Source organism: Flavobacterium sp. PS2, assembly GCF_046250155.1.
GTDB lineage: Bacteria > Bacteroidota > Bacteroidia > Flavobacteriales > Flavobacteriaceae > Flavobacterium.
Genome location: NZ_CP176426.1, coordinates 5,237,653 through 5,256,779 on the forward strand (window position 1 = coordinate 5,237,653; position 19,127 = coordinate 5,256,779).

General features: G+C 32.7%; 12 protein-coding genes. All 12 read left to right on the forward strand.

From position 1 onward, the window contains the following. The first annotated feature begins 106 nt into the window (after positions 1 to 106). The 12 genes from ACJ6WR_RS22500 to ACJ6WR_RS22555 all read left to right on the forward strand — a co-directional run bounded on the left by ACJ6WR_RS22500 (position 107) and on the right by ACJ6WR_RS22555 (position 19,016). Complete coding sequence (locus tag ACJ6WR_RS22500) at positions 107 to 3,334, forward strand: TonB-dependent receptor domain-containing protein (RefSeq protein ID WP_409416575.1); 3,228 nt, start codon at positions 107 to 109, stop codon at positions 3,332 to 3,334. Between the two features lie 94 nt (positions 3,335 to 3,428). Continuing rightward, the gene (locus ACJ6WR_RS22505) at positions 3,429 to 4,730 is read left to right on the forward strand and encodes a hypothetical protein (RefSeq protein ID WP_409416576.1); all 1,302 of its coding nucleotides are present in this window, start codon (positions 3,429 to 3,431) and stop codon (positions 4,728 to 4,730) included. Between the two features lie 469 nt (positions 4,731 to 5,199). Next, the gene (locus ACJ6WR_RS22510; protein WP_409416577.1) at positions 5,200 to 6,501 is read left to right on the forward strand and encodes a hypothetical protein; all 1,302 of its coding nucleotides are present in this window, start codon (positions 5,200 to 5,202) and stop codon (positions 6,499 to 6,501) included. A gap of 71 nt (positions 6,502 to 6,572) precedes the next feature. After that, positions 6,573 to 7,430 (forward strand): T9SS type A sorting domain-containing protein, encoded by an 858-nt coding sequence (locus ACJ6WR_RS22515; RefSeq protein ID WP_409416578.1) that lies wholly within the window; start codon positions 6,573 to 6,575, stop codon positions 7,428 to 7,430. A gap of 60 nt (positions 7,431 to 7,490) precedes the next feature. Next, on the forward strand, positions 7,491 to 8,279 hold the full coding sequence (locus ACJ6WR_RS22520) for a hypothetical protein (RefSeq protein ID WP_409416579.1): 789 nt from the start codon (positions 7,491 to 7,493) through the stop codon (positions 8,277 to 8,279). Positions 8,280 to 8,320: 41 nt separating this feature from the next. After that, complete coding sequence (locus tag ACJ6WR_RS22525) at positions 8,321 to 9,679, forward strand: S41 family peptidase (RefSeq protein WP_409416580.1); 1,359 nt, start codon at positions 8,321 to 8,323, stop codon at positions 9,677 to 9,679. 222 nt (positions 9,680 to 9,901) lie between these two features. Beyond that, positions 9,902 to 10,189: a hypothetical protein gene (locus ACJ6WR_RS22530; RefSeq protein ID WP_409416581.1), complete on the forward strand. Its 288-nt coding sequence runs from the start codon at positions 9,902 to 9,904 to the stop codon at positions 10,187 to 10,189. Between the two features lie 348 nt (positions 10,190 to 10,537). Beyond that, a complete protein-coding gene (locus ACJ6WR_RS22535) occupies positions 10,538 to 13,414 on the forward strand; it encodes a TonB-dependent receptor (protein ID WP_409416582.1) in 2,877 nt (958 codons plus the stop codon). A 202-nt stretch (positions 13,415 to 13,616) separates the two neighbouring features. Continuing rightward, entirely contained in the window at positions 13,617 to 14,897 is a 1,281-nt protein-coding gene (locus ACJ6WR_RS22540; RefSeq protein ID WP_086894285.1) for a DUF5690 family protein, read from the forward strand. Positions 14,898 to 14,937: 40 nt separating this feature from the next. Then, complete coding sequence (locus ACJ6WR_RS22545; RefSeq protein WP_409416583.1) at positions 14,938 to 16,095, forward strand: TIGR03364 family FAD-dependent oxidoreductase; 1,158 nt, start codon at positions 14,938 to 14,940, stop codon at positions 16,093 to 16,095. A 488-nt stretch (positions 16,096 to 16,583) separates the two neighbouring features. Beyond that, positions 16,584 to 17,264 carry a phosphonatase-like hydrolase gene (locus ACJ6WR_RS22550; protein WP_409416584.1) on the forward strand — a complete coding sequence of 227 codons (681 nt, stop codon included), beginning with the start codon at positions 16,584 to 16,586 and terminating at the stop codon, positions 17,262 to 17,264. 72 nt (positions 17,265 to 17,336) lie between these two features. After that, a complete protein-coding gene (locus tag ACJ6WR_RS22555) occupies positions 17,337 to 19,016 on the forward strand; it encodes a DUF4983 domain-containing protein (protein ID WP_409416585.1) in 1,680 nt (559 codons plus the stop codon). Positions 19,017 to 19,127: the final 111 nt, after the last annotated feature.

A 19,127-nucleotide genomic window follows, 5' to 3' on the forward strand; every position in this document is an offset into this window, starting at 1 on the left:
ATGATTTAATGGCTAGCTGCTGGGAAGCTATTAAAATTTTATAAAAATATTAACCATAAATCTCATATTAAAATAAATACCAATAACAAACTAACAATTATCAATTATGAACAATGATTACTCCAGGCAATTTGCCTTTTGGATTTTGTTTTTCGGATTATTCTTCGGAACAAACATTATTTACTCACAAACCGGAACAGTTTCGGTTGATTTTAAAAACTCTACACCACAAAAAATTATTGATAATTTAAAATCCAGAACTCCGTATCAATTTATTTATCAAAAAGATTTGGATCTAAGTTTACCTCTGGTTACACTAAAAAAAGAAAATGTTACAATTGATGAAATTTTAAATGATTTGCAAAATCAGACAAATTTAAATTTCAGAAGAAATGAAAATAATATAGCTGTAAATAGTAAAGATTCGGGCAAAAAAAAAAAGAAGGGCAAAATCGTAGGTAAAGTTGTCGATGCAAACGGACTTTCATTACCCGGAGTAAATATAAAAGTAACCCAACTGAGTTTGGGAGCACAATCGGATATTGATGGTAATTATGTTTTAGAATTAGAGCCTGGCGAATATACTATTGAGATTAGCGCCATTTCGTTTCAAACACAAAAAATTACTGGCATAAAAGTGCTTGAAGGCGGCGAAACTCCTTTAGTAGTTTCCTTAAAAGAAGATGCGCAATCGCTTAATGAAGTAATTATAATTCAGAATTATAAACAAGCAACAGCATCTGTTCAGGGAATGTTGATACAGCAAAAAAAAGCAGCACAATTTTCTGATGGAATTTCGGCAGAACAAATCGCAAGAACACCAGATAAAGATGTGGGTAGTGCGCTTAAACGTATCACGGGCGTAACAACAATTGATAATAAATATGTTGTAGTTCGTTCTATGGGAGAACGTTGGAACCAAGCTGTAATGGACGGAATCACGTTGCCTAGTACAGATGCATACCAGCAAAACTTCTCTTTTGATATTATCCCAACTGCTATGGTAGAAAGTATTGTAGTAAGTAAATCGGCAACGCCAGATATGTACGCTAATTTTGCCGGAGGATATGTTGAGATAAAAACAAAGGATATTCCTAAAGAAGATTTTACAAGTTTTTCGGTAAGTACCTCGTATAACAGTCGAAGCGCTTTTAAAGAAAGACTTACCAAACAAGAAGGAGCTTATGATTATTTGGGTTTTGATGACGGAAGACGTGATTATCCTAATATGTTACCTCTGGAGCCACCAACAAGTCAAGCCACATCAGGACCTTTTATAGAACAGTCTAAAAAGTTTACCGAGGATAATTTTTCTACCTATAAAACGTATGGCGCACCAGGAACTACATTACAATTTGCATTGGGGCGATCATATAATTTAAAAAACAACAATAAATGGGGATTTGTGGGATCCATACTTTTCAAGAATACACAAGAAAAAATAGAGATCGAACACACACAAAGAGGAAGATTTATTGAAAACTCAAGATTTGCACAAGAAGGAGAAGGAGGAAGAGCATATTCGATTTTTGAAAAATATGGATTTAATAACTCAGGTGCAAATTATAATTATAATTCTACTTTGGGGGGAATGTTTAATGCTGCTATTCAGCTAGGTAAACATAAAATTACTACTCGTAACACCGCAATGCATATCTATAACAATCAATTGACTCAAATTACGGGTTGGGAAAAAGGGAATACTATTACCGGAATTATAGACGGTAGTGATCTTCCAACAACAATTGAAACTAATTATCCTATTTATACAACTTTTATTCAAAATAAAATTGAGGGAAATCATCGTTTTGATCAACTTGAGATTAATTGGTATACTAGTTATAGCAATATCACAAAAGACACAAAAGATGCTACTTTTCTACAAACCTCATATAAAAAAGTAGGTGACGATGTATTAGCTTATAATACAGTCTACAACAGCGGAAATAGATTACCATTTAGCAGAGACAATTATTCTAATGATGAAACGGATTATAACTGGGCTATTAATTTAGATTATTCTTTTGATTTAGGTGAAGTAAGCAAAAATGATATTAAAGCAGGTTATTTCGGAACATATAAAACAGCTACTAATCAGCAAAGATCGGCTAAACTTATAACTGTTGGACAAAAGAGTGAAACATCTGAAATTTATATGCCGCTTTCAGAATTTTTGAATGGTTCGCAATATTATTATGGTGGTTTTGGCTGGGATGATTACGGAAAATATGGAGATAAATATGAAGGAGATGTAAAAGTTCATTCCCCTTTTTTAATGCTCGATAATAAAATTGGTCGTTTTGTAAGACTCGTTTGGGGAGCAAGAGCCGAAAGTTATATTTATAGCGAAACATCGAATCAGTTTGAAGGTTCTGGCGTTTTTTCATTCATAAAAGAAGACAAAAAGTGGCAATTTTTACCATCCGCTAGTTTAACAATTAGTCCAACCAATAAAATGAATGTTAGAGTTGGATATAATAGATCTGTATTACGTCCTCAATTTTCGGAACGAGTAGGTACTCCGTATTATGATCCCATTCGTAACGCCAAAATTCTAAACTGGTCTGGAGGAATGATTTCTAGTGTATCTAATAATTATGATTTAAAATTAGAATGGTTTCCATCAGGTGGTGAAATTTTGTCTTTTGGAGTTTATCATAAAGACATTAAGGATCCTATAGAAGCTATTGGTACTGTAAACGGAAACTCAGGTATTATTTATAATCTTAATTCTTATAACGCCAAACTGTGGGGGATAGAAGCGGAATTTTATAAAAATCTTACTTTTTTAGGAGAAGGACCAATTTTAGAAAAATTATTCGTTTCAGGAAATGTTTCTATTAATGATACAAAAGTAACATCATACGTACGTATAGATGGTGAGGGTGGACTATATGAGGCTAACAGACCACTTTACGGACAATCACCTTATACCTATAATTTAGGATTAGACTATATAGGAGACCGCATGGGATTTAGTGTGAGGCAAAATGGAATTGGTGACCAATATATTTTGGTAGGATTTGAATATTCCAGAGAAGAAATCAGAATGCCTTATGCTGTAACTGATGCTCAGGTAAGTTATAAGTTTTTTAAAGAAAAAAATCTGGAATTAAAATGCAGTATAAAAAACATGTTTGATGCTGGTATTCAAACCTATAATAATGCTAATAGCTATTCACATCTTGAAGATTTTTCGATGGGGAGTAATCCTAGAAGCCAATTTTCATTAGGAGCCAATGCTAGTAAAAAATATGATGAAGACATAGATCAGGTTATGTTTAAAGCTTGGAGCGGTAGAACTATAAGTGTATCAGTTAATTATTCGTTTTAAGTGAGATTTTTATCAAAAAACTAAGGAAAGATATTTTGTTGCACTTTCTAAGGTTTCTTCTTAAGAGCGGCAAATATCTAATAAATATACTTTTATGAAAAAATTACTTCTATGCGCAATGATAGCTCTATCGGTGAGCTCTTGCCAAAACAATGATGATGCTGTTGACTCCTCTTTTTCTATGAAAGCTTCTGGAGCAGATTACACAGGATATCCTGCAACGGTACAAACTGTAAGTGGCGCTATTACAACCAATACTACCTGGACAAACGACAGAGTATGGGAAATTAGCGGAATTGTTACTGTAAAAAACGGAGCGACCCTAACCATTCAGGCAGGTACATTTATTAAAGCAAAATATTTAGGAAGTTATGTAGCAACAGGAGTACTTGTCATTACTAAAACGGGAAAGATTGATGTACAGGGAACTGCAACTGCTCCAGTAATTTTTACAAGTTATAATTTATTAGATGGCAACGCCAATACTGTAGCAGTTCCTGGGGATTTTGGAGGTGTAGCAATATTAGGAGATGCAAGAATTAATACTTTCTCTACTACAAATGTTGTCGAAGGATTAGATGACCAACCTACTTGGTCTGATTTTTATTATGGAGGAGCCAATGATACTCATAATTCAGGAGCTTTACATTATGTACGAATCGAATTTGCAGGAAGGCTTATAGATTCAAATTACGGATTAAGCGCATTAACATTTGCAGGGGTAGGTAGCAGTACTATAGTAGATCATGTTCAGGTATCTTATTCTAAAGATGATTCTATAGAGTTTTTTGGAGGAACGGTTAATGCAAGCCATTTGGTATCTTTTGCTCCAGATGATGATAATTTTGATTTTAATTTAGGATATAGAGGAACTATTACAAAAGCTATTGCAATTGCTGACAGTAATTCAACTCACAGTTTAAGCGGAGGAAGGCCAGATTCTAATGGTATTGAGTTGGATAACAATCCAAGTGGTCAGGCAACAGCAATTATTACAAATCCGGTTATTTCTCAAATGTCTATTATTGGAGTTAGCTCTAATACAGTAGCAGATTTATACGAAAATGCTATTCATGTACGCAGGGCAGGTAACATAAGCATTGCAGATGTTACAGTTACAGGATACAACAGAGGTATTAACTGGGAATCTCCTTCAGTCCCAAGTGGCTCTTCAAGATTAAGAATATCAATTCATGGCTTTGATAATTTTGTAATACCAGTCGGCACAAGTTTATTTGGTCCAGGTTCAAGTACTTCTATAGCAGATCCAGCTCCAAAATGGGTTATTAACCAACCATTCTTTAATGATGGACCATTAAATTTTACAGGTACTACAGGGGCATTTAAAACTGAAACTGACTGGACTAACACTTGGACCAAGTTTATAAACTTTTAATTTTAATAATTTATTCATAACATTCAATTTATCAGGTGATTAAATTTTATAATCTAAAGTATTACATCTTATAAAAAAATGATTTCAATCACTGAATATTAAGAAACCGTTAACAATAAAATCTGGCATGATATTTTGGTTTTTCAAAATCTAATATAAGTAGTTGTAAGTATTGAATTTGATTTTTTGCTTTAATGCATTAAGCACAAAAAATAACGAAATACTTAATAAGGTCTTTTACAATTTTGGATAATAAAATTTTAAAAGAATGGAAAGATAACCTTTTGTTGCGGTAAAAAATCCTAAGAGCAAAAGAAGTAAATAGTAGGTACAAAATCCGATGGTAAAGCGGGGAAATTATAAAAAAATCTTTACCAAAAAAGAGAAAGACCTGAGGAAAGATATTTTGCTGCTCTCTCCAAAGGCCTAGATTGTAATAGCGGCAAATATAGCAATAATTAAATTATTTATGAAAAAATTTTTTCTATTCGCAATGGTAGCTCTAGTTGTGAGCTCTTGCCAAAATGATGATTCATCTACAGATTCTTCTTTTTCTATGAAAGCTTCTGGAGCAGATTACACAGGGTATCCAGCTGCAGTTCAAACGGTAAGTGGTGCTATAACAACCAATACTACCTGGACAAACGACAGAGTATGGGAAATTGATGGAGTTATTACTGTAAAGGGCGGTGCTAAACTTACTATTCAGCCAGGTACTTATATTAAAGCTAAGCCACTTGCTGCTGGTGTAGCTACAGGAGTTCTTGTAATTACAAAAACGGGACAAATAGATGCGCAGGGAACTGCAACTGCTCCGGTAATTTTTACAAGTTATAATTTATTAGATGGTAACGCAAATACAGGAGCAGCTCCTGGAGATTTTGGAGGTATAGTACTTTTAGGAGATGCAGAAGTTAACACTGGTTCAGTTACTAATATCGTTGAAGGATTAGATGATCAGCCTAATTTTGCTGAATTCTATTATGGAGGTACAAATAATGCTCATAGTGCAGGAGCATTAAACTATGTACGTATCGAATTTGCAGGACGTATCTTAGATACTGATGTTGAAATTAACGGTCTTACACTTGCAGGAGTAGGTAGCGGAACTGTAGTTGATCACATCCAGGTATCATACGGTAAAGATGATTCATTTGAATTCTTTGGTGGTAAAGTAGATGCTAGTCACTTAGTTTCATTTGCACCAGATGATGATAACTTCGATTTCGATTTTGGTTACACTGGAAAGATCACAAAAGCAATTGCAATTGCAGATAGTAATTCAACTCATAGTTTAAGTAGCGGAAAACCAGATTCTAATGGTATCGAATTAGACAACAATTCAACAGGAACTGTTACTACAATTATTACACGTCCTGTTATTTCTCAATTATCAATTATCGGAGTTAGCTCTAATACAGTAGCAGATTTATACGAAAATGCTATTCACGTACGTAGAGCAGGTAACATCAGCCTTACAGATGTTACAGTTACAGGATACAACAGAGGTATCAACTGGGAATCTCCTTCAGTTCCAACTGGTTCTTCATACTTAAGAATATCAATCCACGGATTTGACAACCCATTATTACCAGTAGGAACAACTATTACAGGTATAGGTACAAGTACTTCTATAGCAGATCCAGCTACAAAATGGGCTCTTAGCCAACCATTCTTTAATGATGGAGCGTTAAACTTTACAGGTATTACAGGAGCATTCAAAACTGAATCTAACTGGACTGGTACTTGGACAAAGTTTACAAATTTTTAATGCATTAGGTTAATTATTAAAATTCCACATGGGCAGTACTAAGCTGCCCATGTTTTTAAAAAACTAAAAAAATGAAAAAAAATCTACTTTTATTATTACTTATCATGGTTACAGGAACATCATTTGCTCAATATACAATTTGGGAAGATGATTTTGATGATGCCGATGCTTCAGACTGGACTTTATTGGACAAAGACGGAAATGGAAGTAATTGGCTTACCCGAAAAAACATTCAATTAGATGCAGGTACTGGCGCTATTGTAGATGGTACAATTGATGTTTTGGGAACTTACAATATTGATTTATTAAATGGTGGAACACAATTAGGAACTACAGAAGACAATTTGGCAATATCTCCAGCAATAGATATTTCCTTTTATTCGGGAAAAATTTCCTTAATCCTAAATGCGCAAACAAGTGTTTATGATGGTAATCAGGATTTATTTGTATATGGATCAACCTCTCCAGATCCTGCAACTTTTACACTTTTAAGTACAGTAAACTTAAAAAGAACAACAATTGAAGATACAGAGTTTAAAGATTATAACGTAGATATTTCGCAATTTGTAGGTAAACCAGCTGTATATATAGCTTTAGGTACTATTCGTGATTTTAATTTTTTTGGTTATGAAATCGATAAAATTTCTGTTACAGCTGAATCATTGCTAGGTGTAGATGAAGCAGAATTAAAAGCACAAGTTTGTAAATTAAAACAAAATCCAGTTGAAGGAAATTTACAATTAGAACTAGGAGAAGAATTTAAGACTGAAAAAACAACTTTAAAAATTTACAATACAAGCGGAATGTTAGTTGCAGCATCTGCATATAAAGAAGAAGGTATAGCAGTAGATCATTTATCACAAGGCGTATATTTTCTTTTAGTAACCAACAATAACATTTCTAAAAAATTAAAATTCATTAAAAAATAATATTAGAGAAAGTTTTCGCGCTTTTCAGATAAACAGAGTTTCTACAATAAAAAAACAAATATGAAGAATACAGTAACAAGAACATTATTTTTTACGATTACAATGGCTTTTTTTGGATCTTGTGCCAATGATGAGCTAACACCTTATTATAGTAATGAAACCAACCAACCCGGAAAAGTAGTTATAGTAGGATATAGCGCTTTAGCAGATTCCATTCAGATAACTGCAAATGGTAAACTGATTGAAATAGGGAAGGATAAAAAAACTGCCTTTGCAAAAAAAATCGAAAAAGAGTATGAATTTGTTTATTACGGAAACGCTGAGAAAACTTTAGAAATTACAAATAAAGTAACAAAAGAGTTATTACGTACGTATCGTTTTAACTCTAAAACACCTATTGATACACTTTCTTTTTTTACTAAAGAAAACATTTGGATTGATAAAATTACATCCATAAAACCTGGTGTATTAAGCAAACCAAGTAATAGTGGCTTTAAATTTATTTTCCCATCCAAAAACAAATATTCGAATAGCGGATACGAAGGAAAGCTCGACGGAATTATCCGTAAAATTAACGGCCAGGTTCTGGGAGTTGTCGAGAATATTGATAAAGATAAATTTAGTTCGTTTATAGAATTTCCTTTTAGTTCACCACCTACAATCATAATGGAACTAGTAAAACATGGCACAACAGAATCTTACATTACAGGAAAAAAAGTTACTGTTATGATGACTATGTCGGTAAATAAATCACGATTAATTGTACTCGATGAAAAGAAAGATGCAAGCGGCGCATTTTCAGGAGTAGAGGGAACTTTAAATTTAGTTGATTTTTTTACTTTTAAATAGTTAATAAATAAACCTACACTTATAAATTTCAAGCATAAAATATGAAACGCCCCTTTATTTTTATTACCTACTTATCTTTTTTTCTATGGTGTTTATTTATTTCCTGTACGCCAGATGATCATTCGACGCAAGTCTATAATGAAGGGACCAACGAATATGTAAATGAATGGATGTACAAACAAATGAAAAAATATTATCGCTGGAATGAAACTATGCCAGCCCAAGGCGATTTGTCGGCTACTCCAAAAGAGTACTTCGCAAAACTGTTACAGAAAGATGATATTTTTTCTTATGCTTTACATCCTGCATTACCGGATACAGCACCACAAAGTCTAAGGCGAAAATTTGGTTTTGATATAAGCTTTGTTGAGTTTGAGGGAAAATACTATGGTATTGTATTATACGTATTAGAAGATTCTCCAGCCAAAAATAATGGACTGCAAAGAGGAAATCTTATTACTCAGATAAACGGGACAGATCTTAATCAGGGTAATTATGATCGTATGTATACAAACATGATAGCATCGTCCCAATTAAGTTTACGTATAAACTCTTATACGGCACAATCAGGTTTTTCTAAAACAAAAGATGTTACTTTATCATCAGGGTTCACTTTTTTACAACCCATATCATATCAAATAATTACTGATAAAAACATAAAAATAGGATATGTTCAAATTCCACATTTTGATGTTGGGCAATCACAACAAATCCTGCAAATTTTTCAGGAGCTAAAAAGTAAATCAATAACAGAACTCGTTCTGGACCTACGATATAATGGAGGAGGAGATATCGCCTCGGCAACTGCGCTGAGTATTGCCATAGCTCCAAATGTTCGTGCCAATGATCTTTTTATAAAATTTGAAGGAAATAAAAATGGAGGAAATGTAGATCAATCCTTTAAGCAGGCATTAGAAAGTAATGAATCTAAAATAAGTTTTGAAGCATTACAAAATGCGCATCCTCTCATTAATAGAGTATATATATTATGCGGAAATCGTACAGCATCTGCTTCAGAATTAATCATAAATAATCTGAAACCATATATGGATGTAATTACCATTGGCGATAAAACCTTTGGTAAAGATGTAGCAGGATTTCCTATAGAAGATAATCGAATTACAGGAACTAAAGGTTGGGTATTATATCCTTCAATCTATAAATTATTTAATGCTAAACATGAAGGTAATTATTCAAAGGGAATAAATCCATTGATATATTCTGATGAACTACAAGAGCTCGAAGTCTTTCCTTTAGGCAACCGTTCAGAAGTTCTGATAAGTGCAGTATTAGGAAAAATATCGGGAAATGTAAGCAAAAGAGAGAGCACAAAATTGCGATTGTTGCCTACATCCAGAATTTATACCGATATAGATCCCTTATTGCGCTTTACACCTTAAATTCAAGTTTTATAAAAAAATAAAGCAACCATATAAGTGATGTAAGTCTATTTAAGTGAAGTGTACAAAAACGTATATTCTCTTAAATGACTTATATGGTTTAAAAAAGGTTAACCATGTAAGTTATATAAGTCCATTTAAGCGAAGTATGCAAAACTTATGTTTATGGCTTATATAGTTTAAAACAGTTATATCGTTTATCAATATTTAGATTACCATATTATGCAAGGAATAAACTCAAGAGAGCATCGAATTTTGCTAACAGCATTTCATAAATTTGAATATCTGTCTAAGATATCCCAAAATAAAATCGAAGAAACTGAAGACGAAAAGACGCGAAAAGCCATGGAAGAGCTTGATGCGCTATACGATAAGTTTCAGTTATTATATGTTGAACTCGAGAAATGCACCAAAGCTTATGAGTTCAAAAAGAAATCAGTACGCAGCATTATCAATAAAAGCATGCGAAGATTAGTTCCTGAGGTACAAAAAAGAGACCAATATAGTTAGAAATATTTCCTAAAATATTCAAAAGCCTGACATCACTGTCGGGCTTTACTGTTTATATAACTAATGGAAACAAATGTTTACATCTATGCAACTTTTGCGATTTCCTAGGCTTAATTGTTTTATCAAACTTATCAATAATTCTACATTTCTTAAACTAAACAATAAAGTTATTATTGAATAATCCCCAGTAAACACTCCATAATTCAAGATTTCTTAACGAATAATTAAGAAAATAGACGCTTTAAGTTTTCATTTTTTTAACAATTAGATAAAATCATTTTTTTTACTATTTATAAAATTGAATGTTTATTTGCATAGTAAAATTTAATATTTGTAAACATTTGAATTATGAAAACAATATATAAGGTATTTATTATCTTTTCGATTACACTACTAGCGCAAAAAATTACTGCACAAAAAGCAACAATTAGCGGAACGGTTACAGATGCACAATCTCCATTACCTGGAGCAACTATTACATTATCTAATAAACAAAATGCTACAACCGATTTTAGCGGAGAGTTTACTATTAATGATGTAAGATCTGGAAGCTTAGAGTTGCAAATTTCTTATATAGGTTATGAAGTAAAAATTATTAAAATTGAAATAAAAGATAATCAGCGATTGAATTTAGGAATCATTTCCTTAAAGACAAATTCAAAAGAATTAAATGAAGTTGTAGTAAGCGGAATGAGTCTTCGCAATAGCGAGGCAAGAGCGCTAAATATGCAAAAAAAATCCATGAGTATCGTAAATGTAATTGCTGCTGATGGAATAGGAAAGTTACCAGATCGTAATGCTGCCGAAACTGTACAACGTATGTCGGGAGTTTCTATCGAAAAAGATCAGGGCGAAGGGCGTTTCGTTTCCGTGAGAGGTTTACCACCTTTTTGGTCATCAACTACAATAAACGGAAACAGAATTCCAACAGCCGAAGAAGAAACTACTTCCAGAGCCACAGCTTTTGATTTTTTTCCATCAGACCTTATCGCTTATGTTGAAGCTACAAAAGCAATCACACCCGATATGGATGGAGATGCTATTGGCGGAAGCGTAAATTTTACCACACAAACAGCTCCAACCAAAAAAACATTTAAAGTAAGTGTTTTTAGTGGATACAACCAAAAATCGGATAAAGGAATCTATAGTGGTTCGCTTACTATTGGTGATAAAAGTAAAAATGGAAAATTCGGATACATTATAAACGCTACTTATTGGGACAGAAACTGGGCTACAGATAATTATGAAGCAAGAAGAAATGGAGATCAGGGTGTTTATCGCTTAGAATTAAGAGATTATACAGGAGTTAGAAAAACTACAGGTTTAAATGGTGCTATGGAATTTAACCCATCATCCAGAGATAAAATATTCTTGAAAGCAACTTATGGAGGACTTTCTGATAAAGAAACACATTACAAACACCGCATTAGATTTGATAAATTTAACTCTGCTACAAATGCTTTAACTGTCGAACAACAAGATATTCACAATGAATTAATTACACAATTTATTGGTATTGATTTAGGAGGAAAACATCAACTAACAAATGGAAACTTAGATTGGAGTTTAGCATCTTATAGAAACAGTTTTAAATATGGTAATATTCCAACTGCCGAAAACAATAGTTATTTTTTAATTCAGTTCAATCAAACTGGAGTTGGAGTTAAACCAGAATACTTTAATACAGTACCTCTAGCCAGTGGTGGAGCAGGAGGGCCTAGAGCATATTGGGCTGCAGATGGAGGAATGCTGGATCCTAATAATCCAAAATCGATATTTGATTTCTATTCAGATCCAAATTTTAAAACTGACCCTACAAAAATGAAGTTTTCTACTTTGGAGTTATATAAAATAAGCATTACGGAGAGAGATAATATTATTGCTGCTGCAAACTATGAGCACATTTTTAATGAAGATCTTAAAATGAAATTTGGTGTAAAACTAACTGACAAAGATCGTATTGCAACTTTTAGAGATGAATATTACAATTGGACAGGATCACCAACCCCTTTTTTATCAGACTATAGTCAGGATTTGATTAATCAGCCTGGCGGAACAGATTATTTAAGAAAAGAAATTGGAACCAATATAGGAAATAGTTTTGGTCCCGTTTTGTCTGCCAACGGAATGAACAATTTATATAATTCTTCACAAGGTAATTTGGTTTTAAACCCTGCAGATTCTCAAATTCCAGAATTAGGAAAAGGATTAGGAAGAAACTTTAATGTAGGCGAAACTACTTCATCTGCATACGCAATGTCAACTTACTCAATATCTGATAAATTAACAGTTTTGGGAGGAGTTCGAGTGACTAATACCATTACACAAGTTACTGGTAAAACGGTTGAAAACAATGTTGTTGTTGATGCTAAAAACACAAAAAGTTATACATCTGTACTTCCTATGCTTCATTTAAAATACACACCAATAGAGAATCTAAATCTTCGTTTTGCAACTACAAGAACATTTGCCAGACCAAATTTTGGAGATATTTCGCCAGCAGGTTCATTAAATACAATTGATGGTGAATATGCAGGTGGTAACCCAAATTTAAATCCAACCTATTCTTGGAACTTTGATTTACTGGGAGAATATTTCCTGGATGAAGTAGGGGTAATCAACGCTGGTGTATTTTACAAATCAATCACAGATCCAATTTTTGATGATACGTATCAAGGTACAATAAATGGAATTCCTAATATAGAAATCAGTTCTCCTACAAATGGTGGAAATGCGTGGATTGGCGGAATCGAATTCGGAATCACAAAACGTTTTAGTTTCTTACCTGGATTCTTAAAATATTTTGGAACTCAGATAAATGCAACATTAATGAACTCTGAAATGACCTTGGGAGATAATACAAATAATCCTAACGGAAGAAAAGTTTCGACTCCATACCAAGCCAAAGAGTTATATAATATACAGTTGTTCTACGAAAAAGGAGGTTTTAATGCCCGAGCAGCATTTAATCATAAAGGTGCATATGCAATTGGGTTTGATGCCAATGCAAAAAACACAGACATGAATGATATTTATTATGGAAAATACAATTCTCTTGACTTCTCTGCATCGTATAGAATTGGTGAGCATTTTACAATTTTTACAGATGTAAATAACATCTTAAATGAACCGTTGATGTATCATTTTGGTGAAACTCCAAACAGACCAAAGCAAGTAGAATATTATGGAGCAAGATTCAATTTAGGTCTTAAATATAATTTATAGACAACATTATGTTAACCAATGAGATTTTAAATTAAAAGATTTTTGAGTACTGACTAACGCTTTTTGAATTTGCATGAATGAATAATTAAGGATATTCATTTTATAGAATTTCACACATCTGCAATCAATCCCGAAGCTTCGGGAGTAAAGTCAAAAATCTTAAATATTTTTTATCATTTCTTACTCTAATAACAATGAACTAATGTCAAAAAAAGCATCCAATTTTCGATTTATTTTAAAAACATCAATAGCTGCTTTTGGCACCTACTTTTGTATGTATGCGTTCAGGAAACCCTTTACAGTAGCAACATTTGATAATTTATCCTTTTGGGGAATTGATTATAAAATACTACTTATTTTAGCACAGGTTTTAGGATATACATGTTCTAAATTTTTAGGAATTAAAATCATATCCGAATTAAAATCGTCCAAAAGAACCTTTTATCTTATTGGTTTTATACTAATATCTGAGTTGGCATTACTTGGCTTTGCAGTAACACCAGCTCCATATAATATCTTGTTTTTATTTATAAACGGATTGCCATTAGGAATGATCTGGGGAATTGTTTTCTCTTATATCGAAGGTCGAAAAGTAACTGAATTACTTGGTGTTATATTATGTTCCAGCTTTATAGTTTCTTCTGGCGCAGCAAAATCTGTGGGTTTATTTGTTCTGAAAGTTTTAGGTTGCAATGAATTTTGGATGCCTTTTGTATCAGGCTTAATTTTTATTATTCCATTAATAATATTTTCTCTTTTTTTGGAAAAAATACCAAATCCAACAGACGAAGATTTACTCTTAAGATCAAAGCGGAAACCACTAAAAAGCAAAGAACGTATTGTATTGTTTAACCAGTTTGCATTCCCGCTTACTATCATTATCATTTTTTATGCAATGCTTACTGCAATGCGCGAATTCAGAGATAATTTTGCCAGAGAATTATGGGACACTTTAGGATATAAAGAAAGTATCTCTATTTATATGTACTCAGAAATTCCGATTGCAATATCAGTTCTTGTTATTCTGGGCTTTTTAGGAAGCATGAAAAACAACTATAAAGCATTCAAGAATTATCATTTGGTACTGTTTTTAGGTTCATTACTTATTGGAGTAACTACATTTTTATTCCAAAAAAACATGATAGCGCCTTTGCCATGGATGATAGCATCTGGATTTGGCATGTATGTATGTTACATTCCTTTTAACGGATTGTTTTTTGAAAGAATGATAGCAACCTACAAAATAAAGGGAAATGCAGGATTCTTAATTTACATAGCCGATGCCTTTGGTTATTTAGGAAGTGTCTTGGTTTTATTATTTAAAAACTTCGGAAACAAAGATATTTCACTGCTAAGTTTCTTTACTACTTGCATTTATCTCTTGTCATTTATAGGAATATTAACCACCGTGTTATCTTATAACTACTTTAAACGAAAATTCAAAAAAACATTCAAAATCATCGTTGCTCCTTTATATTCTTAAATAAAAGTAGCACATCTATATAAAAATAAAACAATTACACATGAAAGATAAATATGATTTAATCATCGTAGGATCAGGAGTTTTAGGAACATTTCATGCCTATCATGCCTTAAAAAAAGGAATATCGGTTGCTATACTCGAAAAAAACACAAAACCAGAAGGGGCAACAGTAAGAAACTTTGGTCAGGTTGTTCCATCAGGAATGGACAAAAAATGGCAAAATTTCGGTAAAGAAAGCCTAAAAATATATAGAGAAATCCAAGATAAATTTGATATCAATTTACGCCAAAACGGGACAGTATATTTAGCTTCTAATGAGGAAGAAATGCAACTTATAGAAGAGTTGAATCTAATAAATAGCGCCAATGATTACCAATCAGAATTGCTGTCTAAAAGTCAATGTCTGGCTAAATATCCAGGATTACGTTCTGATTATTGCAAAGGTGGTTTGTTTTTTCCTCAAGAAGTTACGGTCGAGCCCAATACAATGATTCATAAGCTTCATGAATATATGATAGCTCATTTAGGGTTAGATTTATATACCAATACTACGGTTGTTGCTACTGAGGATCACACTAATGAAGTAGTTGCAACAACTTCATTAGGAATAGAATATAAGGCTTCCAAAATCATTATTTGTAATGGAAGTGACTTTAAAATATTATATCCAGAAATTTATAACAATAGTGATTTGATAGTTTCTAAACTTCAGATGTTACAAACAAAACCTCAGAATAATTACAAATTAGATGGTTCTATCCTAACCGGATTAACAATAAGAAGGTATGAATCTTTTGAAGAATGCCCATCGTATAAAGCAATCAAAGCTAAAGAAGACCCTAATAGTTTTGAGAAAAAATATGGCGTTCATATCTTATTTAAACAAGCTATCGATGGCTCCGTAATTCTAGGAGATTCACATGAATATGCTAGTGCAAAAGAAATAGATACGCTAGGATTTGATTTGAATATGGACATCGATAATTTTATGATTGAGGAAGCTAAAAAAATTATTGATTTGCCTACTTACGAAATCCAAAGCAGATGGTTTGGAATGTATTCTCAATGCAAAACCAAAGATATCTTTGAACATACTATTGGCAAAAACATTCATATCATAACAGGAATAGGAGGGAAAGGAATGACAGGAAGTGCAGGATTTGCAAAGCACAATATCGATAAAATTTTCAATGCTTAAGCTATCCCTTTATTGAACCATTAAGAGATTAAGAAAATTAAGTATTGCTTCTTTATCAGTAATATTAAAAATCTGCTTGATCTGCATAATCTGCGTGAAAAAATATCGCACAGATAAAAAAATTGAACCATTAAGAGATTAAGAAAAATTAAGTATTGCTTCTTAATCTGTAATGATAAAAACATTAAAAATCTGCTTGATCTGCATAATTTGCGTGAAAAAATATCGCACAGATTTAAAAAAAATGAACATTAAGGGATTAAGAAAAATTAAGTATTGCAAACTTAAATTGTCTATAATGGAACGCGGATGATACGGATTTACAAAAGTAAAGCTGCGGATTAAAACTGATTTAAAAATAATCAAAAGAAAATCCGTTTAATCCGTGTTTTCGCCTTAGCGAATCCGCATAATCCGCGTTCCTTCGACAAAGAGTCAGATAGCATTGAAAATATAAAATGTTTAGAAAAACAAATAATACACACAAAATGAAAATTAATGAAATTGAAATGGTTGTTTTTGATATGGCAGGAACAACAATTAATGAGCAAAATATAGTTTATAAATCTCTACATAAATCCATTAACAAATTTGGTATTGATGTTTCTCTGGAACTGGTCTTAACGATAGGAGCAGGGAAAGAAAAATATCAGGCAATAAAAGATATTTTGGCACATATAAACAATATAGATGAAGAAAAAGCCAAAACAATATTTGAATATTTTAAAGAACTATTAGATCAGGAATATCTTACTGCTCCAGTTTCTCCAATTGATGGTGTAGAAAATACACTTAATAATCTTAAAAAAGACGGCATAAAAATAGTCCTAAATACAGGATATAACAGTAAAGTTGCCAATACTTTATTAGAAAAATTAAATTGGAAAAAAGGCATTCAATATGATGCTTTAATAACTGCTGATGATGTCGAGCGCGGACGTCCTTATCCCGATATGATAATTAAAGCAATGCAATTGTTTGAAATTACAGCTGCCTCAAAAGTATTAAAAGCTGGAGATTCGGCAATAGACATCAATGAAGGGAAAAATGCTGAATGCGGGATTACCATTGGAGTTTTATCGGGTGCACAAACGAGAGAACAATTAGAAAATGCAAAACCAGATTATATATTACCCTCTTTGGCTTCATTATACAGCATTTTTAATTAAGTAAAACTTGTTGTAGCTAAAAAGAGTTTCACACAGTAATTAATATAGTAACCCCTAAAACAATTAAATAAAATGAAAAAATTTTTAAAGTTTAGTTATGTTACCATTCTTGCAGGTATGTTTTTGACCATTTCCTGTACTAAAGAATCTTTACAAGAAGAACCAGCAAATTTAGCTGCAAATGCAAAATCAGTAAAAACTACAAAATTAACTGGCGGAGTAAAAAAGTTACTTATTATAGGTATTGACGGCTGTAGAGGAGATGCCTTAATGGGAGCAAACACGCCAAATGTACATGGCTTACTCAGTAACTCGGTTTATAGTCTTGATGCCTTAACCGAATCTCCAACCTGGAGTGGGAACGGCTGGTCCACAATGCTAAGTGGGGTTACACATTTAAAACATAAGGTTACAGATAATTCTTTTTTGACTCCTAATTTCACAACATATCCAAGTTTCTTAAAACGTCTTGAAACGTATAATTCTACGTTAAAAACTATGTCTATAGTACACTGGGCTCCAATTAACACTTATATTGTTGATGGAATTGATGTCGAAAAAACGCTTACAACCGATCTAGCTGTAAAAAACGAAGTAGTAAGTGCACTTACAAATGATAATCCAGATGCGTTATTTATGCATTTTGATGATGTAGATCATGCAGGACATAGCAACGGATTCTCTTTAAATGTTCCTCAATACAAAGCCTCAATAGAAACTACGGATGCTTATATTGGAGAAATCCTGACTGCCTTAAAGAATAGACCTAATTATGCCAATGAAGATTGGTTGGTTATTATTGCACCTGATCATGGCGGAATAGTAACGGGTTCTAGCGGATCTCATGGCAGTTCATCTTACGAGGAAAGAAATATTTTTACAATTTTCAATAATAAAAACTTTGCAGCCAATAAAATTGAAAAAGCAGCAGATGTGACAACATCAATAACTGGATCATTTGCAAATTTTAATTCCAATGCAATTTATGCGAGTACAAATAATGCACTTTATAATTTTGGTACTTCAAGCTTTACAATTGAGTGTAGAGTAAAAACTTCGGGTTATACAAGTGATCCGTCTCTGGTTTCAAATAAAAACTGGGCTAGTGGTAAAAATCGTGGATTTGTAATTTCGGCAAATACTGGTGGAAGCTGGAAAGTAAATATTGGCGATACTCAAAATCGTGTTGATATATCAGGAGGAGTAATTAAAGATGGAAAATGGCATCATTTAACTCTAGTAGTTGATCGTGCAGCAAAATTGGTTAAAACATATCAGGATGGTGTATTTGTAGGACAGGCAACTATTATTAACGGATTTGGAAGTTTAACCTCTGGATTACCTTTTGCAATTGGTCAGGACGGAACATTGGCTTACCCTGCAAATGTAAACGGGAATATTGCCGAAGTACGTGTATGGAATAAGGCTTTATCCGAAGCTGCAATCTTAAACTATACCTGTTCATCTATAACAAGTTCGCATCCCGATTATGCAAATCTTATAGGATACTGGAAAGGAAATACGGGTTCTGGAAACGTTTTTATAGATTCTAGTTCTAATGCTATTTCAATTCCTTTTGCAAATAATCCAACTTGGGTTTCAAGTACAGCTTCTTTAAAATGCGGAAGTACTGCCGAAACAGTTGTTCCAAAAATGGTAGATATAGCTTATTCTTCGCTTGAATGGTTTGGTGTACCAATTAATTCAGCTTGGTCACTAGATGGACGCTCTTGGCTTCCTGCAGCAAACTAATATAAATAGTGTTTTTTGTTTTTTTTTGAAAGGTTATCTCCATTTTGGAGGTAGCCTTTTTTAATTTTTACTTAACCGCAAAAGACGCAATGAAGTAAAACGCAAAGTTCG